Annotated in this window: 23 protein-coding genes; 14 read left to right on the top strand and 9 right to left on the bottom strand. The window is 61.5% G+C overall.

From position 1 onward, the window contains the following. Positions 1-7: 7 nt before the first annotated feature. The gene (locus FQV39_RS29265) at positions 8-790 is read left to right on the top strand and encodes a 3-hydroxybutyrate dehydrogenase (RefSeq protein ID WP_149133496.1); all 783 of its coding nucleotides are present in this window, start codon (positions 8-10) and stop codon (positions 788-790) included. Between the two features lie 42 nt (positions 791-832). Further along, a complete protein-coding gene (locus tag FQV39_RS29260) occupies positions 833-1,252 on the top strand; it encodes a threonine/serine exporter family protein (protein ID WP_149133495.1) in 420 nt (139 codons plus the stop codon). Between the two features lie 203 nt (positions 1,253-1,455). Here the strand turns inward: FQV39_RS29260 and FQV39_RS29255 are convergent, their stop codons facing one another. Continuing rightward, a complete protein-coding gene (locus tag FQV39_RS29255) occupies positions 1,456-1,665 on the bottom strand; it encodes a hypothetical protein (RefSeq protein ID WP_149133494.1) in 210 nt (69 codons plus the stop codon). A 111-nt stretch (positions 1,666-1,776) separates the two neighbouring features. Continuing rightward, positions 1,777-2,613 carry a hypothetical protein gene (locus FQV39_RS29250; protein ID WP_149133493.1) on the bottom strand — a complete coding sequence of 279 codons (837 nt, stop codon included), beginning with the start codon at positions 2,611-2,613 and terminating at the stop codon, positions 1,777-1,779. A 277-nt stretch (positions 2,614-2,890) separates the two neighbouring features. Here FQV39_RS29250 and FQV39_RS34175 point away from each other — a divergent pair, with 277 nt between their 5' ends. The 11 genes from FQV39_RS34175 (at position 2,891) to FQV39_RS29205 (ending at position 10,624) form a co-directional block, all read left to right on the top strand. After that, positions 2,891-3,016, top strand: a complete 126-nt coding sequence (locus tag FQV39_RS34175) for a hypothetical protein (RefSeq protein ID WP_282570131.1) — start codon at positions 2,891-2,893, stop codon at positions 3,014-3,016. Then, positions 3,016-3,327 (top strand): hypothetical protein, encoded by a 312-nt coding sequence (locus tag FQV39_RS29245; protein WP_149133492.1) that lies wholly within the window; start codon positions 3,016-3,018, stop codon positions 3,325-3,327. Before FQV39_RS34175 ends, FQV39_RS29245 begins: the two co-directional genes overlap by 1 nt. Before the next feature lie 78 nt (positions 3,328-3,405). Then, a complete protein-coding gene (locus FQV39_RS29240; RefSeq protein ID WP_149133491.1) occupies positions 3,406-3,675 on the top strand; it encodes a DUF1488 family protein in 270 nt (89 codons plus the stop codon). A gap of 281 nt (positions 3,676-3,956) precedes the next feature. Further along, positions 3,957-4,310, top strand: a complete 354-nt coding sequence (locus FQV39_RS29235) for a hypothetical protein (protein ID WP_149133490.1) — start codon at positions 3,957-3,959, stop codon at positions 4,308-4,310. Positions 4,311-4,420: 110 nt separating this feature from the next. Beyond that, on the top strand, positions 4,421-4,558 hold the full coding sequence (locus tag FQV39_RS33385) for a hypothetical protein (RefSeq protein WP_187640117.1): 138 nt from the start codon (positions 4,421-4,423) through the stop codon (positions 4,556-4,558). Positions 4,559-5,137: 579 nt separating this feature from the next. Continuing rightward, on the top strand, positions 5,138-6,097 hold the full coding sequence (locus FQV39_RS29230; RefSeq protein WP_187640116.1) for a class I mannose-6-phosphate isomerase: 960 nt from the start codon (positions 5,138-5,140) through the stop codon (positions 6,095-6,097). Next, a complete protein-coding gene (locus FQV39_RS29225) occupies positions 6,094-8,373 on the top strand; it encodes a glycosyltransferase family 4 protein (RefSeq protein ID WP_149133489.1) in 2,280 nt (759 codons plus the stop codon). The genes FQV39_RS29230 and FQV39_RS29225 overlap by 4 nt, the downstream gene beginning before the upstream one ends. A gap of 38 nt (positions 8,374-8,411) precedes the next feature. Next, positions 8,412-9,788, top strand: a complete 1,377-nt coding sequence (locus tag FQV39_RS29220) for a glycoside hydrolase family 130 protein (protein ID WP_149133488.1) — start codon at positions 8,412-8,414, stop codon at positions 9,786-9,788. Next, positions 9,785-10,015 carry a hypothetical protein gene (locus FQV39_RS29215; RefSeq protein ID WP_149133487.1) on the top strand — a complete coding sequence of 77 codons (231 nt, stop codon included), beginning with the start codon at positions 9,785-9,787 and terminating at the stop codon, positions 10,013-10,015. The genes FQV39_RS29220 and FQV39_RS29215 overlap by 4 nt, the downstream gene beginning before the upstream one ends. A gap of 70 nt (positions 10,016-10,085) precedes the next feature. Beyond that, positions 10,086-10,313: a hypothetical protein gene (locus FQV39_RS29210; protein ID WP_149133486.1), complete on the top strand. Its 228-nt coding sequence runs from the start codon at positions 10,086-10,088 to the stop codon at positions 10,311-10,313. A 47-nt stretch (positions 10,314-10,360) separates the two neighbouring features. Beyond that, on the top strand, positions 10,361-10,624 hold the full coding sequence (locus FQV39_RS29205; RefSeq protein ID WP_149133485.1) for a hypothetical protein: 264 nt from the start codon (positions 10,361-10,363) through the stop codon (positions 10,622-10,624). A 401-nt stretch (positions 10,625-11,025) separates the two neighbouring features. Here the strand turns inward: FQV39_RS29205 and FQV39_RS29200 are convergent, their stop codons facing one another. Genes FQV39_RS29200 through FQV39_RS29190 form a run of 3 tightly spaced genes read right to left on the bottom strand, consistent with a single transcriptional unit; the run spans position 11,026 to position 12,819 of the window. After that, complete coding sequence (locus FQV39_RS29200) at positions 11,026-12,129, bottom strand: extracellular catalytic domain type 1 short-chain-length polyhydroxyalkanoate depolymerase (protein WP_149133484.1); 1,104 nt, start codon at positions 12,127-12,129, stop codon at positions 11,026-11,028. A 17-nt stretch (positions 12,130-12,146) separates the two neighbouring features. Beyond that, positions 12,147-12,572: a CopG family transcriptional regulator gene (locus FQV39_RS29195; RefSeq protein ID WP_472840616.1), complete on the bottom strand. Its 426-nt coding sequence runs from the start codon at positions 12,570-12,572 to the stop codon at positions 12,147-12,149. Positions 12,573-12,579: 7 nt separating this feature from the next. Then, the gene (locus FQV39_RS29190) at positions 12,580-12,819 is read right to left on the bottom strand and encodes a hypothetical protein (RefSeq protein WP_149133483.1); all 240 of its coding nucleotides are present in this window, start codon (positions 12,817-12,819) and stop codon (positions 12,580-12,582) included. A 422-nt stretch (positions 12,820-13,241) separates the two neighbouring features. Between FQV39_RS29190 and FQV39_RS29185 the strand changes: the two genes are divergently transcribed. Continuing rightward, on the top strand, positions 13,242-13,718 hold the full coding sequence (locus FQV39_RS29185; protein WP_149133482.1) for a hypothetical protein: 477 nt from the start codon (positions 13,242-13,244) through the stop codon (positions 13,716-13,718). Between the two features lie 404 nt (positions 13,719-14,122). Here the strand turns inward: FQV39_RS29185 and FQV39_RS29175 are convergent, their stop codons facing one another. The 4 genes from FQV39_RS29175 to FQV39_RS29165 all read right to left on the bottom strand — a co-directional run bounded on the left by FQV39_RS29175 (position 14,123) and on the right by FQV39_RS29165 (position 21,136). Further along, positions 14,123-16,147, bottom strand: a complete 2,025-nt coding sequence (locus tag FQV39_RS29175) for a preprotein translocase subunit SecA (RefSeq protein ID WP_187640115.1) — start codon at positions 16,145-16,147, stop codon at positions 14,123-14,125. A gap of 88 nt (positions 16,148-16,235) precedes the next feature. Beyond that, on the bottom strand, positions 16,236-18,383 hold the full coding sequence (locus tag FQV39_RS33380; RefSeq protein WP_187640114.1) for a PqqD family peptide modification chaperone: 2,148 nt from the start codon (positions 18,381-18,383) through the stop codon (positions 16,236-16,238). Between the two features lie 19 nt (positions 18,384-18,402). Beyond that, a complete protein-coding gene (locus FQV39_RS29170; protein WP_149133479.1) occupies positions 18,403-20,268 on the bottom strand; it encodes a GAF domain-containing protein in 1,866 nt (621 codons plus the stop codon). A 49-nt stretch (positions 20,269-20,317) separates the two neighbouring features. After that, positions 20,318-21,136 carry a SapC family protein gene (locus FQV39_RS29165; protein WP_210251154.1) on the bottom strand — a complete coding sequence of 273 codons (819 nt, stop codon included), beginning with the start codon at positions 21,134-21,136 and terminating at the stop codon, positions 20,318-20,320. Positions 21,137-21,156 lie beyond the last annotated feature (20 nt).

The raw sequence follows: 21,156 nt of genomic DNA, 5'->3' as shown, positions 1-21,156 counted from the left end.
CGGCATCATGGCTCGTTTCGATGGAAGAGTGGGCATCATCACCGGCGCCGCGAGCGGCATCGGCAAGGAGATCGCGATCCGCTTCGCCGCCGAGGGCGGCATCCCGGTCATCGCCGACCTCAATCTCGACGCTGCCACCGTGACGGCCACCGAAATCAGGGCGACGGGGGCCGATGCCTTTGCGATCGCGATGAATGTGACGGACGAGGATCAGGTCGAGAAGGGCGTCGCCGACGTCGTTGCGAAGTATGGCAAGATCGACGTGCTCGTCAGCAATGCCGGCATCCAGATCGTCAAGCCGCTCGTGGATTTCCCCTATGCCGACTGGAAGAAGCTGCTCTCGATCCATCTCGACGGCGCCTTCCTGACCACGCGCGCCTGCCTCAAGCATATGTACGCCGCCAATTACGGCCGCGTGGTCTACATGGGGTCGGTGCATTCCAAGGAAGCCTCGAAGCTGAAGGCGCCCTATGTCACGGCCAAACACGGGCTGGTCGGCCTGGCCAAGGTCCTGGCCAAGGAAGGCGCCGAGCACAACGTCACCGCCAATGTCGTCTGCCCCGGCTTCGTGCGCACGCCGCTCGTCGACAAGCAGATTCCCGAGCAGGCCAAGGAGCTCGGCATCACCGAGGAGCAGGTGGTCAAGACGGTCATGCTCAAGGACACGGTCGATGGCGAGTTCACGACGACCGACGATGTCGCCGACGCGGTGCTTTATTTCGCCGCGGCGAAGAACAACGCGCTGACCGGCCAGTCCCTCGTCGTAAGCCATGGCTGGTTCATGCAGTGAGCGTGCGGAACGCATCGGTCGCCAGCTGGACTGGCGCCGACCATGCCGACGGCGAACATCGGCAGTCCAGCCTCGCCATCCCTGATCTACGCGCCTGCGAGCTTCGCCGGCGGCGTGGGATTTGCCGTTCTCTACAACAGCACATGGCACGCGGGGCTGGCGATCGGCGCTCTCGTCGTCGGGCTGGCAGCGACCAGGGTTGGTCCCCATGTCGAGAAGCCGCGCATCGCGCTGACCGTGCCGGGCGTCATCGTGATGTTTCCAGGCCTCCTCGCCTACGACACCATGACGCTGCTCAACCGCGGCGACGTGAGAGCGCAGCGCTCACGACCGGGGCCCAAGCCGGCTTCGTCCTCGGCGCCATCGCAATGGGTCTGGCCGTGGCGCAGCTTCTCACGGACAAGGCCTGGGCTCTGGAGGACATGCCCAGGAAGCTCCGAAGTTGAGCGCTGTGCTGTCTGAGCGAGTCAGGCTCAAAGCGTTCGGTCACGAGATCCTCGAACCCGCCTCGACATCGCACCTCAATGTCTGCACACAGCCAGTCGTGAAGGTATGATGCCGCTGGCCAATTTATCTCGACTGTGGTCCGGTCCGTCATAATCCGCGCCTGCAATTCTCTGCGATGATCATGGCCGCTTGTTCACCCCGCTGAAGCCGTGCCTATCTCAGATTTCCGAAAGGCTTTTTGAGCGGGACCGGATCTGATGCGCTTCGATGGCGCGCTCGCGACCATCGGCGCCGCGAACCCGGTATTGCCTCTGTCCTTTTTCGTTCACCGGCAGCACCCGTATGATCTGGAAATTTCCCACACCCGGTCGGTCCAGGAAGCCGAAGGTCAGGCTGATGACATCACCTTGCTGGTAGTTGCTGGGCATGACTCAGTTCCTCAGTCTTGCAGCGTTCGTCGAGCAGCCTTCCAACGAAGGTCGCTCCATCGCTACTGTGGTCGGTGATCGCGAGGTTCACGACCTGCCCGTCTTCGCAAATCAGCCTGGCCTCATGGAGGAGAAACAGAGGGCTTGGCTAGCAATGGCTCGATGACGTTTCTCCTCGGCTACGGCACCACCTTCATTCTCCCAGTTCTCCAGAGAGAGTGGGATGGGCGGTTTCACTCCCTCATCAATCGGAAAGCCTTGGCGGCGTGCTTCCTCTGCGATTGCTGTGGCAAGGTCGATCCCCGCGGCCTTCCAATTGGGGAAGATACGTCGAATAGCGTCTGCCGCAGTCGCCGCAGATACCGCGCCAGCTTCGACCTGGCAGAGCGTTAGAAACGCCGCAATAGCCGACTGAAGATCAAGGCGGGACAGGAGTTCCGGGTTGGCGTCTTCGTGCGCCCGTCGGCCAGAATGTTTCTGCTCCTCATCAGCCGTCCAGGTTGATGGAATCCAATGCGTCGCCGCGAATGGTTCGTCGTTGTCGCATCGCGCCCAGAATCCATTTGTCCGAGGCGAAGGACCGTCCGAGAGCCATCGGATCAAAGCCGCTTCGCCGCTGAAATTCCGTCCGATGATCAGGACATCGGTATGACGAGCTGTTGAAATTGGCAGAATTTCCGCCGCCGCATTGAGCTCCTCATCTGGCGAAGGGAGCATGTGTTCTTGTCGAAGATAGGGGGTATCCCCCCTGTCGGCCCCTCCCGTCTGATTTCCCAAGCGTCGGCCGAAGTTGGTATCGATGCGAGCACCGATATCATGAGCGCGGGCGAAGAGTTCAGCACGGGCTTGCTCGACATCGATGCCGCGCTGCACCCAGGATTCGTAAATCTCATCGAGCAGGTGCTCGATCAATTTTGTGTTGCCTGTTGTCAGAAAGGTTGAGGACATGGCGCCCTCCCCGGTCAGGGCCAGAGCGCGAACGCCCTCAGCCGACAGCGCCCTGATAAGAGACTGCCGATAAACGCATCATAGGCCGCCTTCGAAATAAAACAAAATAATAAAATCAAAAATCCGTCGATCTCACCAAATAAAATTATGAAAATGGACTTTTCCCTGATCGAGTGTTATTATCAAAACATGGCTCATATGACCTTGCTTATTGTTTGAGGGTCATTATGATGACTCGGCAGATTTTCTGCCTTGGGCCCAGCATTTGGAGCCCGATATGGCAACGATCTCAATACCTTGGTATTTCTATCGCGTTTGGATAGCCGCGCGATATCTCGGCTGGATCGCCCATCTGGGCTTGATCGCGGCCTTCGCTCTCGCCTTCGCCGTCGTGCTGCTGTGATGAGGTTCGAGCAGCGCAAGAACGACGCGCTGAATGCTGCATCCAGATATGCACCGGCGCCCCGAGAGTCGACGATGATGTATGGCATCGTTGGCATCCCGCTGTTCGGTGTCGGGGCACAGGGCATAAGCCGCTTCCACGACGTGCCCATGTTGCCTCATATGGCGCTGCTGGGGATTTGCGCCGCCGCTTCGTTCGTCATCGGTGTCTGGCTGCGGAGAACGCGGAAAAGCCGTCACATTCGGGCCTATCGAGCGGATTTGGATCAGCAACCGGCCGCTCATGCTGGCCAAGGAAAGAAGGCCTGCTAGCGGAGGGCGAATGCGCAAGTCGGCCGAAGCCGATGCGGCTTCCCCGTTTAGCTTGGATGTCCACCTGGGAGCGATGCGATGCCACTCAATTTTCCCAATACCGTTCGGCGCTTTGAAGCAGGGCGATCATGCGTGAGCTTTTGGGGCTCCGACTCCTCGCTGGAGGTAGCATTCCAGATTGATTTCGAGGCGCTGCGGAAGCTCAGCCCCGCTCCGTTCGACGCCAGGGAGGCCGCAGCCTTGGTCGTGTTCGATCAAAACCGCGAGGTGATACTGCAAGCAGCTCGATCTGCTTATGGGAGGCATCGCTCGGGATTTTACCGGCTGACCGTCGAGAATTTCTCTTGAGAACCGGAATCTGAGGCGAACGACCTTTTGCCGCCACGCTTTGCTTCACGCCGAAATTCTGATGAATTCAATATTAATACAGGTTTCAAGCGGATAATGGCTGCGCCATGCTGAATTTTGTGTGAGAGGATCGCAATTTCCAATTCGGAAATTCATGAAAATTCTGAAATTCGTAAAATATTAGAACACACTTTCGCGCAATAATTATTCTGAATAATTTTCGCATAGTGTGTTATTATATTTTACGGAAGATTTTCTTCCGCAAAACGGAAGGATCTTCCATGAAAATCCCCTCACAGACCAAACCTGCAATCTGGGGCGCGGTTGGCGGTGCGATCGCCCTCGCAGTTGTCGGATTCACCTGGGGTGGCTGGTCAACGGCTTCGTCAAGTGAACGCCTCGCGAAGCTGAGAGCCGAGAATGCCGTCATCGCTGCGTTGTCGCCGATCTGCGTGAGCAACTTCCAACAGCAACCCAATGCCGATGCCGCCCTCGCTGAACTGAAGAAGATCAGTTCGTGGAGTCAGGGAGACTTCATCGCCAAGGGCGGTTGGGCCACGATGGTCGGTAGTTCGTCGCCGGACTCGGGGGTGGCCAAAGCCTGCGCCGAAACACTCGGCATGCCTAAGACCTGAGCACCACCCTCCCCCCCGGGCAGGACGCAACATCTGTCGAGCGGACATGAGCCGCTTCGCGTGATCGGCGCGGAGCAGAGCCGATGTCGCCAACGCGATCGGAGATCATCATGGCCAAGGGACAAATGCGTGGGAATCGGGAGGCCAAAAAGCCCAAAAAGAAGAAGGAAGCTGCGGCAGTGCCCGTATCGGCAAAGGGGATTCCGGCGGTGCTCACACTAGCGAGTAAGCCGAAGAAGAAGAGCTGACGTGAACATCCGCAGCCGGGAGACCACAGTCTCATTCACGAACCCGTTCAGGCTGAGCGGGCTCGACCATGTGCAGCCTGCCGGGACTATCGCGTGGTGGTGGACGAAGAGGAGATTCCGGCCATCTCTTCCTCGTTTATCGACAGATCGCCACCGGTTGTCCGCCCCGGCCCTCTCGACACCCGACCGCCCACAGGTCTTCTCGGTGAGTTCCAGCGGACTGGCGCACGCTTTGGAAACCGATGGCGGCGCTGAGACTGACATCGATGCGGAGGGACGGCGGGGATAATTTCTGCGGACCCCGCGCATGCGGTTTCTCCGACGAGGAAATTCGGCGACCCTGCTCTGGCACCGAGGATTTCGCCGCCACATCGAAGGCGGCTCTATCGACGTAATCACTCGCAAAACCGCTCCAAGCTTGGAGCGCAGGTGGTGCCCTTCCAACGCGCGCCATTCCCCCGATGTCGCTTGCGAAGAACGACCGACGCACCGGTGTCACGACAAGCCGCTGCTTACCATGGCTGCATCGTACGGCATTCCGCCGTTCGATTGCCGGCCAATACGCACCAGGAGCCCGACATGGCGCTCGAACAGGCCTGCATAGAGATGATCCCCAAGCCCTGGGGGACGACCGATCTGCTTCACTGGAGTGCGGCCGGGCACCCGAGCGTTCCGATCGGCGAGCTCTGGTTCCAGCGCTGCGATCCGCATGCGCCGGAGCCCACCTTGCTGCTCAAACTCTTGTTCACACAGGAAGCGCTGTCGATCCAGGTGCATCCGGACGACGCTGCCGCCCATAGGATGGGGCTGCCGCGTGGCAAAACGGAAGCCTGGTACATCCTGTCCGCGGCGGCCGACGCTACTGTCGGTCTCGGCCTGAACGCGGCCATCACTCCGGAGCAACTGCGCACCGCTGTTGCGGATGGCTCGATCGCCCAGCTCGTCGCATGGCACAGGCCGTTCGAGGGCGACGTCATCGCCGTCCCGGCCGGAACGATCCACGCGATCGGCGCAGGCCTCGTGCTCGCCGAGATTCAGCAGCGCAGCGACACGACGTTCCGTCTCTTCGACCACGGCGGTCCCCGCGAGCTTCATATCGAGCAGGGCATCGCGGTCGCTCATGCCGGACCTGCGAAACGCGCCGTGCCGGTGCGGCGCCTGAGCTACGTCCGGACCGTGCTCGTCGCAAACCCCTATTTCGTCTTCGAGCGGATTGACCTGCCTGCCGGATCGATCTGGGACCTCGATGCCCGATGCGAGACCTGGCTTGCCATCATCGCCGGCGATGGCGGTGTCGGCGTCTTGCAGGTCGGTGTCGGCCAAGGCTGCTTCATCGAGGCGCAGACGGTACGCATCGTGCCGGGCGAGGGAGGCATGTCCTGTCTTGTCGCCTACGACGCCGCAGCGCCCAACCGCGACCTCCTGCGTCGTGTCGATGGCAGCGACGTTCCCGCGCTCCGCGAGACGGTTTCACCGCCGACCGGGCCGCCTCCGACATTTGCAACATCCCAGGTTTCGTCCACGGAGGCGCTGTCATGAACCAGGCCACGCGCGTCGCCTTCATCGGTAACTCGCTACCGCGTCGCTGCGGTATCGCGACCTTCACCACGGATCTTCAGCAGGCGATAGCATCCTCCGATGTCGACACCTCCATCGTCGCCATGAACGACCATGGCGACGGCTACGATTATCCGTTCTCCGTGCACTGTCAGATCGTCGACGACCGGCTCGAGGACTATGCCCGCGCCGCCGATTTCCTGAATGAAGGCCGCTTCGACGTCGTCTCCCTCCAGCACGAATTCGGCATCTTCGGTGGCGAGGCCGGGGGGCACATCATGGCGCTGCTGTCGCGCCTGACGATGCCCGTCGTCACCACGCTGCATACTGTACTGTCCGAGCCGACGCCGTTGCAGCGCAACGTAATGGAACGGATCGTCGATGCCTCGGCCCGCGTTGTCGTCATGGCCGAGAAGGGGCGCGATCTGTTGCGCACCGTCTACCGGCTGCCGGCCGACAAGATCGAGGTGATCGCGCATGGCATTCCCGAATTCGCCTTTGTCGAGCCGGATGAAGCCAAGGAGCGGCTGGGCTTCAGCGGTCACTCCATCATCCTGACCTTCGGCCTTCTGTCGCCCAACAAAGGCATCGAAGTGATGATCGACGCGATGCCCTCGATCCTGAGGCGCCGCCCCGATGCGATCTATGTCGTTCTGGGCGCGACGCATCCCAATCTCGTTCGCGAGCATGGTGAAGCCTATCGCGAGAGCCTAATGGCCCGTGTGCGTGAGCTTGGGGTCGAGGACCACGTCGTCTTTCTCGACCAGTTCGTCGATCAGGCGACGCTGCTCGGCTTCATCTCGATGTGCGATGTCTATGTCACGCCCTATCTCAACGAGGCGCAGATGACGTCGGGCACGCTGGCCTACAGTTTCGGGCTCGGCAAGGCGGTGGTTTCGACGCCCTACTGGCATGCGAGGGAATTGCTCGCCGACGGGCGCGGCATCCTCGTGCCCTTCGGCGATGCCGTCGCCATCGGCGACGAGATAGCAGGCTTGCTGACCGATGCTCCCCGACGCCAGGCCATGAGGCTGCGCGCCTATGCGAGCAGCCGTTCGATGACATGGGAGCGAACCGCGAAGCGCTACCTCGCAGCCTTCGAGACTGCCCGCCGAGGCCGTGCGCTGAGCGTTGTTGCGGGTTCCAGCCAACCAAGGGCCCTGCCGGCAGCAGCGGCACCGCCCGCGATGCAGACTGGCCACCTCTTGTGCATGTGCGACGATACCGGGTTGTTCCAGCACGCCGTCCATTCCGTGCCGGATCGCACGCATGGCTATTGCGTCGACGACAATGCCCGCGCTCTGCTCCTCGCCAGCGTTCTGAACGGCGCCGGCGAGCCACGTCTGGCAGACGCGCTTACCGCGCGCTTCGCCTCCTTCGTCCAGCATGCCTGGAATCCCGATCGACGGCGCTTCCGCAACTTCATGAGCTTCGACCGGCGCTGGCTCGAGGATGCCGGGTCGGAAGACAGCCATGGACGCACGCTCTGGGCGCTCGGTATCTGCGCGCGTGACGACGCGAGCGCTTCGCGGCGGCGCTGGGCTGCCGCGCTGTTCGCCGAAGCCTTGCCCGTCATCGAGAGTTTCAGCTCCCCGCGCGCCTGGGCTTTTGCCTTGCTGGGCCTCGATGCGTACTGCACCATTGCCGGTGCGTCCGCCGTTGCCGCCTCGACGCGCACGCTTCTCGCCGACCGCCTGCTTGGCCTGATCTCGACGGTCGAGACGCCGGACTGGGTCTGGTTCGAGGACGGGCTCTCCTACGACAATGCGCGCTTGTCCCAAGCCCTCATCGCGACCGGGATGTCGATGGAGGTTCCAGCCTATGTAGAGGCCGGCCTGCGCTCGCTGCGGTGGCTCGCGCATCTTCAGACGACGCCGGCGGGCCTGTTCAGACCGGTTGGCTCGGAGAGCTTCAGTGACCGCCGTGCTGCGCCGAAGGCTTTCGACCAGCAGCCACTGGAAGCGACGGCGACGATTTCCGCCTGCCTCGCAGCCTGGCGGGCCGATGGCGATCCGCAATGGCGCACTGAAGCTACACGCGCTTTCGCCTGGTTCCTGGGCGATAACGATCTCTCATCGCCACTGGTTGACCTGGACACCGGCGCCTGCCGAGACGGCCTGCATCGCGATCGGCCAAATGAGAACCGCGGCGGCGAATCCGTGGTATCCTATCTGCTCGGCCTCGCCGAGATTCGCCAGCTTGCCCGCATCAGCGGGGATCGCCCGAAATTGGCGCCGCTTCGGGCCTTGCATGCCTGAGCCTTCGGTGACCTTGCACAAACAGATCGGCGGACGTCTTGTCCCAGCCCACTTTTCTGAACAGGCAGGCCCTGTATCTGCATCCCGATCCATCGAGGGTCGTCGTGCGTAGGTTCGGCCCCGCAGGCGAACCCAGAGATTTCGGTGCTGCCGACAAGGCCAAAGCGAACCATATCGTCGATCGGGTTCTGTCGCTCGCCCCGGAGGCGGCAGCGAGCCTGCTTGCCGAGGTGCTGGAGAATTTCAACGGCCGGCATCGCAACCTGCTGGAGAGATTCGAGACGCGCGCCGACGAGATGGAGGATGTCTTCGCCAGTCATGGCGCCTTCACCAAGGTCCAGCGCCAACTGGTCGGCTCCTATTTCATGCACGAGTATTCGTTCGAGGCGGCGGCGCTCTTCAATCCGAGCATCGTGCTGCATCCCGACCAGTCCGGCGCTCCCGCAGGCGGGCTTCGCTTCATCCTCAGCGTTCGCGCCGTTGGAGAGGGACACATCTCGTCCCTGACGTTCCGTTCCGGATCGATCGCGGCCGATGGCGGCGTCAGCGTCGACCCGACCTCGCGCCTGGCGACTATCGCCACCCTGCACAACCGGATGGCGCGCCTCGATGGCGAGGACGTCGAGGTCGTCTTCGCGGCCGATAGCGACATCAGCGAGCGGGTGATTTTTCCCGTCACCGCATCGCAGTCGAACGGCATCGAGGATGCGCGCTTCGTCGCGTTTCAGGACGGCGGCGAGAGCGTCTACCGTGCTACTTATACCGCCTATGACGGTAGGTCGATCCGCTCGGAGCTGATCGAGACCTGCGACTTCCTGTCGTTCCGGCTGTCGCCGCTGCGAGGCTCCGCCGCCGTGAACAAGGGCATGGCGTTGTTTCCGCGCAAGCTCGGCGGCCGCTATGCGATGATCTCCCGGCAGGACAATGAAAACCTCTACCTGATCTATTCGGACGACCTCCTGACCTGGGCCGGCGGGGTCGCGATCCTGAAGCCGCAGTTTCCGTGGGAGTTCGTGCAGATCGGCACTTGCGGCTCGCCGATCGAGCTCGACGAAGGCTGGCTGCTCTTGATCCACGGCGTCGGGGCGGTGCGAAAATACACGATCGGCGCGGTTCTGCTCGACAAGGCGGACCCCTCGAAAGTGCTGGGTCGCCTGCGCGAGCCGTTCGTCCAGCCCGAGCCGTCGGAACGGGAAGGCTACGTTCCCAACGTCGTCTACACCTGCGGCGCGATGCGTCACGGCGACATGATTGTCCTGCCCTATGCGGTCTCGGACACCTTCTGCCACTTCGCCACGGTGAAGATCGCCGCACTGCTGGAGGCGATGGAAGTTTGCGACGCGCTGACAGATGCACGCGGCGAAGACAAGCGGCTTTCCACCAGGCAGCCCATCCTCGAAAGCGAAAAGCCATGACCGAACGCCCCATCAAGGTCGGCGACATCGTGCGCCTGTCATTCGGCTTCGCCGATCGCTCGGGAGAGGGCGATTACGAGATTATCCGCGTGATGCCGGCGCGGGAGAGCGGTGAACGCCAGTACCGGATTCGAGGCATCGACGGCCGCGAAAGGGCGATCGGTCACAACCAGATCATCGTTTCGAAAGCGAAGGCAAAATCGCCGGCATCCGGCTCTCGGGGATGATCAAGAGCAGCTCGGCATCGGCGACCGGGCGGAAGGGGCGGCTGTAGCCGCCAATCAGGAGGAAAGCAGCATGACCGAGCACTCGAAATCCCGCACTCAGGCGGAGGCTGCGTTCCTGAAGACGCAGACTCAATCGCTCTCGCGGAATCGCGTCCTGTCGGAGGTCGAAAGCCTCAACCAGGCGCGAGACGCGAACACGGCCCGGCTGAAGGAACAGCGGCTGCGCAAGGAGGCACTTGAGCGCGCGGACGCCGCGGCAGCTCCGCCTGGGTCGAAGACCCGCAAGAATCCGGAGTGAACGCGAAGTTGATGGCGTTCGCGGGCGCTTGATCGAAGGGATTTGTCTTGGACATCGACGTGACTTCAGAACCGGGGGAGTCAGCCTGGCTGCTGACCGACCTGCTCGGTCGGGAGATGGGACGCGTCGTGGAAGAACCCGCCGGCGCATTCCGAATCCATCCCGCCGGGCATGCTGTGCAGACGATGGCGACCATGAAGCTGGAGCCTTACCGGACACTCGACGAGGCGCTCGCCGAGATCGAGCGCTTCACCCGCGGAACCTGCAGGCGAGCCCATTCCAGAGACCGCGGCGACGAGGCCTCATCGTGACGAGCCGCTCCGCCTCGGCCGTCGCTGACGATCGAGGCTGAAACTCTATCTCGGCGTGCGGCTGGCACATCGATGAGCTTCGCCTTCCGTGAAGCCTTTGTGTCGTCCGAGATGGGCAAGCCGGATAGCGCTTCGTCGATATGCCGCCCTGCAACCGCACGAGCTTTCAGCTGCTGGCTCTTGCGGGCGACATTCTTGAGCGAATCGACCGGAAGCGACTGATCCATGTCATGGACTGGGGCATGAGCTGCGCCGCGCAACTGGCCGTCCCGAGATTTGATCGGATTGGTCATGAATGGCGGACGGCCCGCAGTGTCCTTTGTTCCTCGTTGACACGAGATCGGTGACGAGCACCGCTTGGATTTGACTGAGCTAAGATTTTCGCATCGCGAAACATCGTCTCAGGCTTCGAGGAAAAAGCGGATCATCTCGCGGGAGGCATCGGGACCCGTCGCATCGACATAGCTTCCCAGATGATCACCTCCCGACCAGGCATGACCGCCGCCATGGATGAGCCAGTGCTCGGCGATTGCGGGATCCTGGCCATGTCCGAGCAGCGACCGGGTCACGCGTTTACCATTGATCACCGTATCGGTCTGAAACTCGGGTGGTTCGCCATGTGCGGACCGTGCGAGATCGAACACTCGCTTGCCGTTCGACGGATGAACCCTGGCATCGGCCCCTCCGTGGAAAATGATCTTTCTGATGGGCGAACGGCCTTTCGCCGCCGCTTTCCCATTTCCCTTCATCGCGGCAAATGCCGACATGACGTCGCAGGCCGCGCCGTGAGGCAGACCGGAATGAATGCCGACTGCGGAAAAGACGTCAGGATAGGCCGAGGACAGGACGTCGGCCATAGCTCCGCCCGCCGACAGGCCGGCAACGAAGACCCGCTTGCGATCGATCTTGAATTCCGAAGCCAATTCCTGAGCGAGTCCGGCCAAGACTGCCGGCTCGCCGGCGCCGCGCTCCTGGTGACGAGCGTCGAACCAGTTCCAGCAACCCTGGGCATTGGCCGATTTCGGCTGCAGAGGATAGGCGACGATCAGGCCAAATTCCTCGGCCAATGCGTTCATCCGGGTCCCGCGCGCGAAATCGTCCGGGTTTTGTGTACAGCCATGCAGCATCATCACCAGCGCGAGTTCACGGTCGGCGTGATCGGAGGGCAGGTAGAGCTTGTATGCCACCGAGCCGACGGCCGATTGGAACCTGCGCGCTCGGAAGTTTTCACTGTCACGAGCCTCTTCCGCGATTGCGTCGCCATGGCTGGGCGTAGGGACGAAGTTCGCCCGCTCATTTCGAAGCTTCTGCAGGATTGCTCGGAGACCGCGCGCCGAAGGCGTTTCGAAACCGTCACCGCTTTGTGTGCCGCTATCCGGATCTCCTCTCCGCATAGGCTCGCGCCCGGCAAGAGCGCGCTGCACCGCAGCCGTTGCGCCCGTCACATCGGCTGTTCGCAGGCGGCTCATGGCTTCGCCGATGGCGGCGTGAAAGCGCGGATTCATGGCGAATTTCCTTTGAGTCATGTCAGTCGATCGGCCAGGGCGGCCTTGATGTCAGGCGATGCGTGCAGCGCTCCAAGGATCGTGAGGGATGCAATAGCTTGCCGCGCCAACTCCGAGGAGACGTCGTTATCGATCACGGCCAGGCCGAGGACCCGGATTTCGAGCTGTTCCCCGGCGGCAACCACCGCCTCCAGGTCCCGCCGCGTGAATGTCCGAAGCCCCAGTTCAAGCGCCAATCGCGTCGTCGCCTTCGCCGCGACGTCGGAATGCGTCGAAAGCTGGTTGCGGATTGCTGTGCGAATGAAGTCGGAGCGGTTGGAATAGAAGCCGTCCCGAACCAGCAGGTCGATGCGGCCGAGATCCACGAAACCGAGATTCAGTGTCAGCTTTTCGCTATCGGGAGTTTTCATCATCAATCCATATACCATCCATCTGGATGGCATATGGATGTCATAGGGCAGATTTCAAGAGGCCCGCTTCCCGGATCGCCTCGGACTCCGATTTTCCGGCCTTGAGCTGTTCCTTAGATCGCCGGCACAGGCGGGCCCGGAACGTCCGGAAGCAATCTCTGCCGTGTACTGTTCCCCGGCGAGCTTCGGCGAGTTCTTCGCTGGCATTGCGAAGCGCGGCATCGATGTCCGATCTGGTTTCGATCAACTCGCGCAACCAGCCGATCGTCGTGGCTGTCAAGACGAGACGCTGCGGCTGTGCTTCCCTCGCGGAAACTCTTGCGTGACCCCGGTGCGTCGAGGTTGTGATCGGCTGAGAATCTCCTTGCAGCTCGTCGAGCCACGGCATCGCTTCGCAACCGTCCGATCTCCAAGGCCCGCGGCGGTAGCTGCGAGGCGTAACGGCACTGCAACTTCGAAGCTAACTCAAGAAAATACTTCTGAATTTGAAACGGTATGTAAGTTTCTTATCCGGAGAAGGTTAGATATTTCGTTGGCGCCAATCAATGAATGCTGAATGAACGATAATATCGAATTCGGTCAACTTAAAAACATAAATGGACCATCGCGCACCTCAATGCTCACCCGGCGGTCAGAGGCGCACTTGATTGTGTGCGCAGGCTTGAGGTCACCGCAAAAGCAGTAATGCAAAGGAGATTGTTCATGATCAATCGTCGTGCAGCTCTCGGATTGTTGGCTTCCGCCGGCACCGTCGCCCTGGCCGCCAACGCGCTCGCCCAGCCCGCCAACAAGGATGGCAAGGAGAAGAAGCCCAAGAAGCACCAGAGCGGCAGCAAGCTTCTCGGCGCCAAGGTCAAACAGAACGGCAAACACAAGCTCGCTCAGTCCGGGAGCGTGGACGTCGAGGTCGAGGTCAAGGGCGGCAAGGTCGCCAGTCTGACGGCCAAGCATGCGCAGAAGGGCAATCTCCCCGTGCGCAAGGTAAAGTCCAAGCAGAGGCTCGCTGAGCTCGCCGGGCCGAACCTCGTCCTTGCCGCAGCGGACGACGGCGCCTTCCGGGTCGCGCAATACGCCGACTGGTACTACGGCTACGAATTCACCGACGGGACCGAGGATTGGTATTACTGGTTCACGGCAGATGAGGTTTACGTCGACGACACCTGGGTCGAGTACTACTGATCCAGCGCAGATTCCGGCCCGGGCCATGACGCCCATGACCTCGGGCCGGAGGCTGCGTGCCGGATAGCCGCCAGTTCGCCGGGCGCTGCGCTCACCAGCGCTTGCATTTGATCTTCTCTTCGAACTCGCCGTGCTTCCACTTCCGCTCGACCTTGCAGCCGTCAGCGGTGCGGAACGTCACCTTGCGTTCTCCGTCTTCCCAGTCCCGTTCATAACCGCCACGCCAGCGGCCCTTGCCGCGTTCATGTTCCCATGAATCCGCCGTGGCAGTCCCGATCCAGCCAGGAATGATCAGGATTGCAATGCATCAGCTTCGCGTCAGTCGGGAAGGCGATCGCCTTTTCCTGAGCTCGCATGTCGACAAGCTGGGCGAGAACGACTGCAGTGTCGCCGACGCACACCAACTATTCCCCGCGCCCGATGAAGGCGAGCAATTGGTCATAACGGCGATCATTCGCCTGCGTCTCCATCCGCGCGCGGCGGGCGCGTGCTTCGGCAGCCGCCTGCGCGGACCAGCGTAGAAGGCCGTTTGCGCCCAACGACAAACGTGGATCAATGCGAAAGAGCCACTGCGCAAGACGACGAGCCCGAGGCGCGTAGGTGGCGAAAATGGCATCCTCGAAGGAAATGATCGTGGCATAGCTGCCCGGATCACCCTGGCGAGCGCAGCGACCGATCAACTGACGATCGATGCGACGCGATTCATGGTACTCTGTCAGGATGACATGCAGGCCCCCGGTTCCTGCAACACGCTCTTCCAGCTTGATGTCGGTGCCGCGTCCGGCAATGTTGGTTGCCACCGTCACGCTTGCGGCTTGCCCCGCTTGAGCGATGACATCAGCCTCCGCTGCATCTTGTTTCGCATTCAGCAAGGTGTGCGTAATGCCGCGGCTGCCCAGCACGGCACTGATCTCCTCAGACGCTTCTACCGAACGGGTTCCGATCAGGATCGGCCGCGCCGTTTCGCGCAGAAGAAGCTCTGTAGCATCGGCGACAGCTTGCCACTTGCTCGCGCGAGACGGGGTCACGACCGACCGACAGCGAAGCCGCAACGACGGCCGATGGAGCGGCACGCGTACAAAATCCAGATCATAGGTTCGCCGGATCTCGCGACTGACCTCCTTTCCGGTTCCGGTCATCCCGGACAGGCGTAGATAGCGCGGGAAAAGCCTTTGATAGGTAATGCGCGCGAGCGTCTCACGCCGCGCCGTTGCCTCCACGCCCTCCTTGGCCTCGATCAACTGATGAAGACCTCGCTCCCAGGCTCGGTCCGGCATGATCCGGCCCGTCGATTCATCGACAATCTGCACCTTGTTGTCGGTGACGACGTAATGCTCGTCGCGCCGATAGAGATGCACCGCCGACAAGGCTTGGGTGACGATTTCCTCACGCGGCCGGGGGCGCAGCCAGATCCCTGCGAATGTTTCCGAAAGCGCCTCAATTCTGTCCCTGCCCGTCTCGGTCAAATGAATCCGACGATCGGCCCAATCGACGCGGAAGTCCTGCCGCAAAGCCAGCGCGTTCGCGATCGTAAGCGCTCGATCGATATCGACATCCTCCGACTTGGCATCCGTCGATGCCGACAGGATGAGAGGAGTTCGCGCCTCATCAATGAAAACGCTGTCGGCTTCGTCCACGATTGCAAAATAAAGGCCGCGCAGAACGAAAGCATCGTCTTCAGAGTGATCCCCCCGCAACTTGCTGAGTTCAAGGTGAAGCTTGCTAGTCCGCGCTCCGAGCGAGACTCGATCGCGCAGATAATCAAAGGCGAGATCCTTATTGGTGCAATAAGCGATCGCTCGTGCATAAACGCCGCGCCGCTCGGCCTTGCTCATCTTCTGCACGACAGCGCCAACGCTCAAGCCCAGGAAATCATAAAGCGGGGCTGTTTCGTCGGCGTCGCGCTGGGCGAGATAGTCATTGACGGTGACCACATGCACCGGCACCCCGGCCAGGGCCATCGTGCTGGCGGCCAGGGTCGCGGCCACGGTCTTGCCCTCCCCTGTCGCCATCTCGACCAGCCTACCCTGGATGAGCCCCCACCCGGCGAGCAATTGGGTGTCGTAGTGGCGGATGCCCAGCGTGCGCGAAGCTGCTTCGCGCACGAGCGCGAAGCACTCACCAACCAGCGGAGCTTCAAACCCGGTTTGCCGCAGGCGGCGGCGAAGCCCGGTCGCATGCTCACGAAGCTCGATGTCCGAAAGCCGCCGCATGGCTGCATCGTGCCGCTGAACCTCTGGCAAGATCGCCCGCAGGGCCGAAGTCGGGCTGTGGATAGCGTGTACAAGCGTTCTGATCGGGGCCGCAATCACCTGTCCAAGCTGATCATGCCAGGCATTCGGAGGCTCCTGCCGTTCCGCATAGGGCGCGCCAGGCGCGAGGGCATCTGTGTCGGCGAGCAACGCGCTGAGGCTGAGCTTAGCCTTCACGAAACCGCCTCTTGTAACGCTCGCAATTCCTGGCGCACTGGTGTCGTTCCTGTCATGGTAGTCGGCTGCGGCTTCGGCAAAGTTGTCCTCAAACACCGAAGCGAGACAGGAATAGCAAGCGTCCGGCGCGATACCAGCGCAGGGCCAGCGGTTCCGGGCGATGCTCGAAACGGACGAGTGCGCGCTGGCCAAAATACTGGACGATGTTTGGATCTTTGAGAGCGATATCGAATTGGAACATGCGCTCGAAGGTCTTGATGTTCTTCTGATCGCGGGGATCGACGGCAATTTGGCCACCCCCTTCGGTCGTCAGGGCCCGGCTGGGCAATAAGTCTTCGCCTGCCGGCACTTCCCGTATGATCCGCCCTTCAAACGCAGTGTCGAGCTGGCCCGCGAGCTTCAGCCGGACACGTTGCGTATCTAGCCTTGCCTTGTCGACCGCGTCCTGGGCAACGATCACACGCACCAGTGGCTCCGCCTCGCCGATGACGTAGCCGAGCAGCTCGCCACGCGGATAGTATCGACCGACCATGTCTTCGATCTGCGGACCGACGAACCTGCCCATGCTCTGCGCCCGGATCGTCAATTCGGCTTCTCGCTCGCGCAATCGCATCAAAGTCGCCCGCTCCTGCCGGAGGCGCTCCATGGTGACCTGCGCCTTGCTGTGGTCGCTGGCGAACTCCATGGCATAGGTCGCCTCAAGCTCGATGACGCGCGCCTCGCCGACGCGCAGTTGCGTCGTCAAGGCCGGGTCGCGCGAAACCATCACAGCTTCTCCCGGCTTCACTGCGCTGCCCGGCGGGACCAGAACCTCGTCCAGAAAGCTATTGGCACCGATGCGCAAAAGGAACTTTTCGGGCAACCAGACGATACCTTCCGCTGAAGTGTGGCTCGGAGCCGGCCAGAGAAAGACGCCGGTGACAAGGACACTCGCCAGCGTCGCAATCGCCGCGATGGCGCGGAAGCGACGGCGCTGCAGACGCGGATGGCCGATCACGTGTCTGGCGCCCTTGAGCAACGGCAGCAGCGCCATCGCACAAACCGACCATAGCGCAAGCAGGACGCCGATGATGAAGAAATGACTCGCTATATAGATCGCGATCACAAAAGTGATGCCGATCCGATAGAGCGTCGATGCAACGCCATAGACCAGCAGCCAACATTTCTCAGCCCAGTCCGCCGCCGGCGAGGTCGTGTCTTCGACGCCGAGCACGTAGCGCTCGAGCAGATGCGACCAATAGTTGAGCGATCGGGATGCCAGGTTGGGAATTTCAATGAGATCGGCCAGAATGTAATAGGCATCGTACCGCAGCAATGGATTGCCGTTGAAGATCACGGTCGAGACACCGGCGATCACCATGACGTTGAACAGAACGGCGCGGACAAGCCCAGGCTCGACCAACGTCCAGAGCAAAAAGGCGACCGCAGCACAGAAGAGCTCGACCACCATGCCGGCGGCCCCGACCAGGGCGCGCTGATATTTCGATTTGAACGTCGCCGAAGCAGTGGCGTCGACATAGGGCACAGGCAAGAAGACCAGGAAAAGCACGCCGAGGTCGTGAACCTCGCCGCCGCCCGCCTTCGTCGCGGTCGCATGCCCCATCTCGTGCAGAATTTTCAGCACCGGGAAGACGAAGAACGCCACGAAGAGATTGTCGACCGATAGGACTTGATCGCGGAAATTATGACTGAGGTCAGGCCAATGCTGCGGCAAGAGCAGGAGTGCCGGGATGACAATCGCCAACCACAAAGCGGCGCCCCATGGACTCCAAAGCGATTGAACGAGGCCCCGGATCCGGTTGAGGAAGGCGTCCGGGTCCCACAAATGCACGCGGATCGCCATCGGGTTACCGAACGATTGTCGGTAACGCCTGCGTTCTTCCCGCTCGCCACGCGCCAGGAGCTCGGTCACTTGGGGAGCCATATTGCTCTGCAACAGATCCCGGGCATGGAGCTGACCAAGCAGTTGGATAAGCTGGTCTTGCGTTGGCGCGTCTTCGCCAAGTTGTTGGTTTGCGGTCTCCCAAATCTCCTCGACGGTTCGACGACCATCCATGAGTGCCATAACAAGGCGAGCCGCGGGAGTGAAGCGATGTGTCCGACCTGAGGCGGCGTCCTGCAGGACGAACCAGATTTCACCGCGATATTGATGCCGATAAAGGCGCACATGCGAACGCAGTCGCGGCCGCAGGGCCGAGACACGGTACCACAGACTGCTGAGCATCGGTGTGGTCACGCCGCGACCCTGAGCTCCCTTATGGCATGAATTTCCAGAACAGCGCTCTCACCCAGTCGACCAAACCGCGCGTGTAGATCCAGATCAAACGGCTCTCGACCGTCGCGATTTTGCCGACCCCCTCCATGCCGGGACGAATCCGCTCCGACGCGGCGTCGAGCTTCGCTTCGACCCGGAAAAAGTTGCGCCCGTCCTGAGCTTTTGCCACCGGCGTGACCTGCTGCACGGTGAAGCCGTAGCGGTCATCCGGCAGACCTGTCACGGTCAGCTCGCCCTTCTGACCCAATCGGACCAGCGCAACATCGCGTTCATCGACTTCCAGCATGATACGATAGGCATCCATCGGCGCGATCTGGAACAGGAGCTTGCCTTGTTCCGTCGGTGTTCCGAGCAACTGGCTGAGATCACCCGACACGACCACACCGTCGATCGGAGCCGTCAACGTCGCGCGCTGGAGCTTGTCGTTGACCAGCGCCATTTGCGCCTCAGCCTGCGCGATCTGGGCCGCCAGCACCACCAGGGCCCCGCGATCCTGTCCCGCCAAGGCCTGCCGCTGCTTGCGAACCAGTTGCTCCCGTTCCGAGCTGAACTTCGTCAGCTCAAGCCTGATCTCGCGATCATCGAGCCGACATAACACCTCGCCCATCTTGACTAGATCACCAGCACGGACCCTGCTCTCAGCGATATGCCCCTCGAAAGGGGCAACGACAGCGCGTTGGACGAGCCCTTCGACAACGGTTTTTGCCGGCACGCGGTAGACATCCTTGACGAGACCCAAGGCTGCGCCCACGGCAAAGGCGGCGACCAGCATCACCTTGAGACCGAGGTGCCGCGGTCCAAATGCGATCGCTCCGGCACGGCTCAGCAAGCGCGCTACCCGGCGTGGAAGGCCAAGCTCATTCTCTTGCTTGAGCGCGAAAACCGGCCCGAGTAACCGACCAAGGGTCGAGCCGAGCTCGACCGTCTGCGAGTCAAACGGCATCCCGTTGCTACGCTCAAGCATCATCACGCCGACGAGGACACCGTCATCCAGCAGCGGAACGGAGCAAATATCGGTATCGTTGAACGAGCTCGCCAGTTCGGCATGAGCGATGGTCGCCGCATCTGCGTCGTGCACCGGCGGATAAACCACGGTGCTTTCTAGATCGAGAACCTCGTCCATCGCCTCGTTGATGAAGCGAACCAGATTCATTCGCGGATCGAAGGTCGCAGTGTTCGAGATGACCGCGACGTCAATCGAACCGCGCTTGAGAAAGCCGATGCTGGCGCGCTGGCAATCCAGGCGTGCCGCCAATTCGTTGCAGACAGCGAGTGCTGCGGCATTCAGCGTGCGCTCTTGAATAGCCAACGCAAGCACGTCCATCGCCTGCACGGTCCGGCCAAGCTGCGCTTCTCTGACCACCAGATTTTGCTGGCGGAAACGGTCGACCAGCCAGGCACTCGCCCAGTGAACCCGACGCAAGGCACTTTGCAGCGCAGCCCCGGGGCTGGCGGCGATATCGAGGATGACAGCACCATGCAAGACGCCCGACACCTCGATCGGGTAGCCGATCACCGCAGCCTTGCGCAGATCCGGCAGACTCTGATCCTCGGACACCACGATGCCGCGGCGCTCTTTGAGCACCCGTTCGGCGACAGGCGCGAGATATTGCAGGTTCTTCGCCTGGTTGGGCCAGACAGCAGCAGGCGTATAGGCGCCCTTGTCGTCTGGCCCCAGGACCAGGAATGCGGTCCTTACCCGCTCAAGCTGCAAGCACAGGATCGCGAGCCAGCTTGCGCAAAACTCGCTACTGTCCTTGGCGCTTGAGAATCTCGACCAATTGACCGCCTCCTCGCGAGCGAGCTCATCGGACTCGGTTGCGTAGACCGATGTTGCTGCGTTCATGAAACTCTCTACGCCCTCAGGACGGGATTACGCTGGCCTCGACGCTGGGCTAGGCCGGCGCATCCGCAGGCTCCTTTGCAGCCTCGCTCGCCCGACCCCGCTTGGGCGACGCCGCACTGCGGCCTTCCGCTTCATCATCTGGTGTGGCCGAGGCTGTGTCCTTCATCTGCTGACGTCCCAGGCGATCTTTGAGCCGATCGAAGATGCGCATCGAGTTGAGGTGCAAATAGAGCAGTTCCAGCTCATCTGTTTGCGCCAACGCCTGAAGTGTCTCGCCGCTCAAGGCCTTGAGCTTGGCGCGGTCGACCGCCATGAAGCCGCTCAGCGAGAACTGGTTACCCGCCCCAAGCGAAACCTGCGCCTGCATTGGCTCGAGCAGCTCCAGTTCCTTGAGCTTGGCGCAGAACGCCTGCGTCCGATGGAAATGGGCTTGGTAGTCCTGAAGGAATTTCAGGACGTTCTCCACGTATTGCGTTGGCTTGCCTTCCTGGTCGAACAGCCTTTCACCGCGGCCCTCGCGATTGAAGCCCTCGAAGCGCTCATCGATGCACAGCAGGAAGCGATCCTCATCCTTCGAAAAAACGAAGGGATAGCGGCGCACGAAGGCAGGCACATATCTGGCGTCCCAGCTGCCGGTCTCCGTCAGGTAGAGATTCTGCTTGTCGCGGAGGCCGAGGATGACCGCGGGAAGAACCTCGTTTTCCGAGGCCACGAAAACGATTGGGTATTCGCTCGCGGCCAGCGGGAACTCGACCGCCATCAAGGGAACGGAATTCACCTCGCTGCTAAAGGCATAATCCTGGCGCGCTTCGATCGAGCAATCGAAATGACGCGCTCCGGTGACCGGGACGGCGCTGCGGTAGATCAACAGCTGAGTACTCATATTTT

Origin of the sequence: Bosea sp. F3-2, from assembly GCF_008253865.1 — a bacterium.
Classification (GTDB): Bacteria; Pseudomonadota; Alphaproteobacteria; order Rhizobiales; family Beijerinckiaceae; genus Allobosea.
This window is presented reverse-complemented; position numbering and strand designations above follow the sequence as displayed.

Coding starts and splice junctions, on each gene's coding strand:
- FQV39_RS29265 (WP_149133496.1), top strand. CDS start 8: ATGGCTCGTTTCGATGGAAGAGTGGGCATCATCACCGGCGCCGCGAGC.
- FQV39_RS29260 (WP_149133495.1), top strand. CDS start 833: ATGCCGACGGCGAACATCGGCAGTCCAGCCTCGCCATCCCTGATCTAC.
- FQV39_RS29255 (WP_149133494.1), bottom strand. CDS start 1,665: ATGCCCAGCAACTACCAGCAAGGTGATGTCATCAGCCTGACCTTCGGC.
- FQV39_RS29250 (WP_149133493.1), bottom strand. CDS start 2,613: ATGTCCTCAACCTTTCTGACAACAGGCAACACAAAATTGATCGAGCAC.
- FQV39_RS34175 (WP_282570131.1), top strand. CDS start 2,891: ATGGCAACGATCTCAATACCTTGGTATTTCTATCGCGTTTGGATAGCC.
- FQV39_RS29245 (WP_149133492.1), top strand. CDS start 3,016: ATGAGGTTCGAGCAGCGCAAGAACGACGCGCTGAATGCTGCATCCAGA.
- FQV39_RS29240 (WP_149133491.1), top strand. CDS start 3,406: ATGCCACTCAATTTTCCCAATACCGTTCGGCGCTTTGAAGCAGGGCGA.
- FQV39_RS29235 (WP_149133490.1), top strand. CDS start 3,957: ATGAAAATCCCCTCACAGACCAAACCTGCAATCTGGGGCGCGGTTGGC.
- FQV39_RS33385 (WP_187640117.1), top strand. CDS start 4,421: ATGGCCAAGGGACAAATGCGTGGGAATCGGGAGGCCAAAAAGCCCAAA.
- FQV39_RS29230 (WP_187640116.1), top strand. CDS start 5,138: ATGGCGCTCGAACAGGCCTGCATAGAGATGATCCCCAAGCCCTGGGGG.
- FQV39_RS29225 (WP_149133489.1), top strand. CDS start 6,094: ATGAACCAGGCCACGCGCGTCGCCTTCATCGGTAACTCGCTACCGCGT.
- FQV39_RS29215 (WP_149133487.1), top strand. CDS start 9,785: ATGACCGAACGCCCCATCAAGGTCGGCGACATCGTGCGCCTGTCATTC.
- FQV39_RS29210 (WP_149133486.1), top strand. CDS start 10,086: ATGACCGAGCACTCGAAATCCCGCACTCAGGCGGAGGCTGCGTTCCTG.
- FQV39_RS29200 (WP_149133484.1), bottom strand. CDS start 12,129: ATGAATCCGCGCTTTCACGCCGCCATCGGCGAAGCCATGAGCCGCCTG.
- FQV39_RS29195 (WP_472840616.1), bottom strand. CDS start 12,572: ATGCCATCCAGATGGATGGTATATGGATTGATGATGAAAACTCCCGAT.
- FQV39_RS29185 (WP_149133482.1), top strand. CDS start 13,242: ATGATCAATCGTCGTGCAGCTCTCGGATTGTTGGCTTCCGCCGGCACC.
- FQV39_RS29170 (WP_149133479.1), bottom strand. CDS start 20,268: ATGAACGCAGCAACATCGGTCTACGCAACCGAGTCCGATGAGCTCGCT.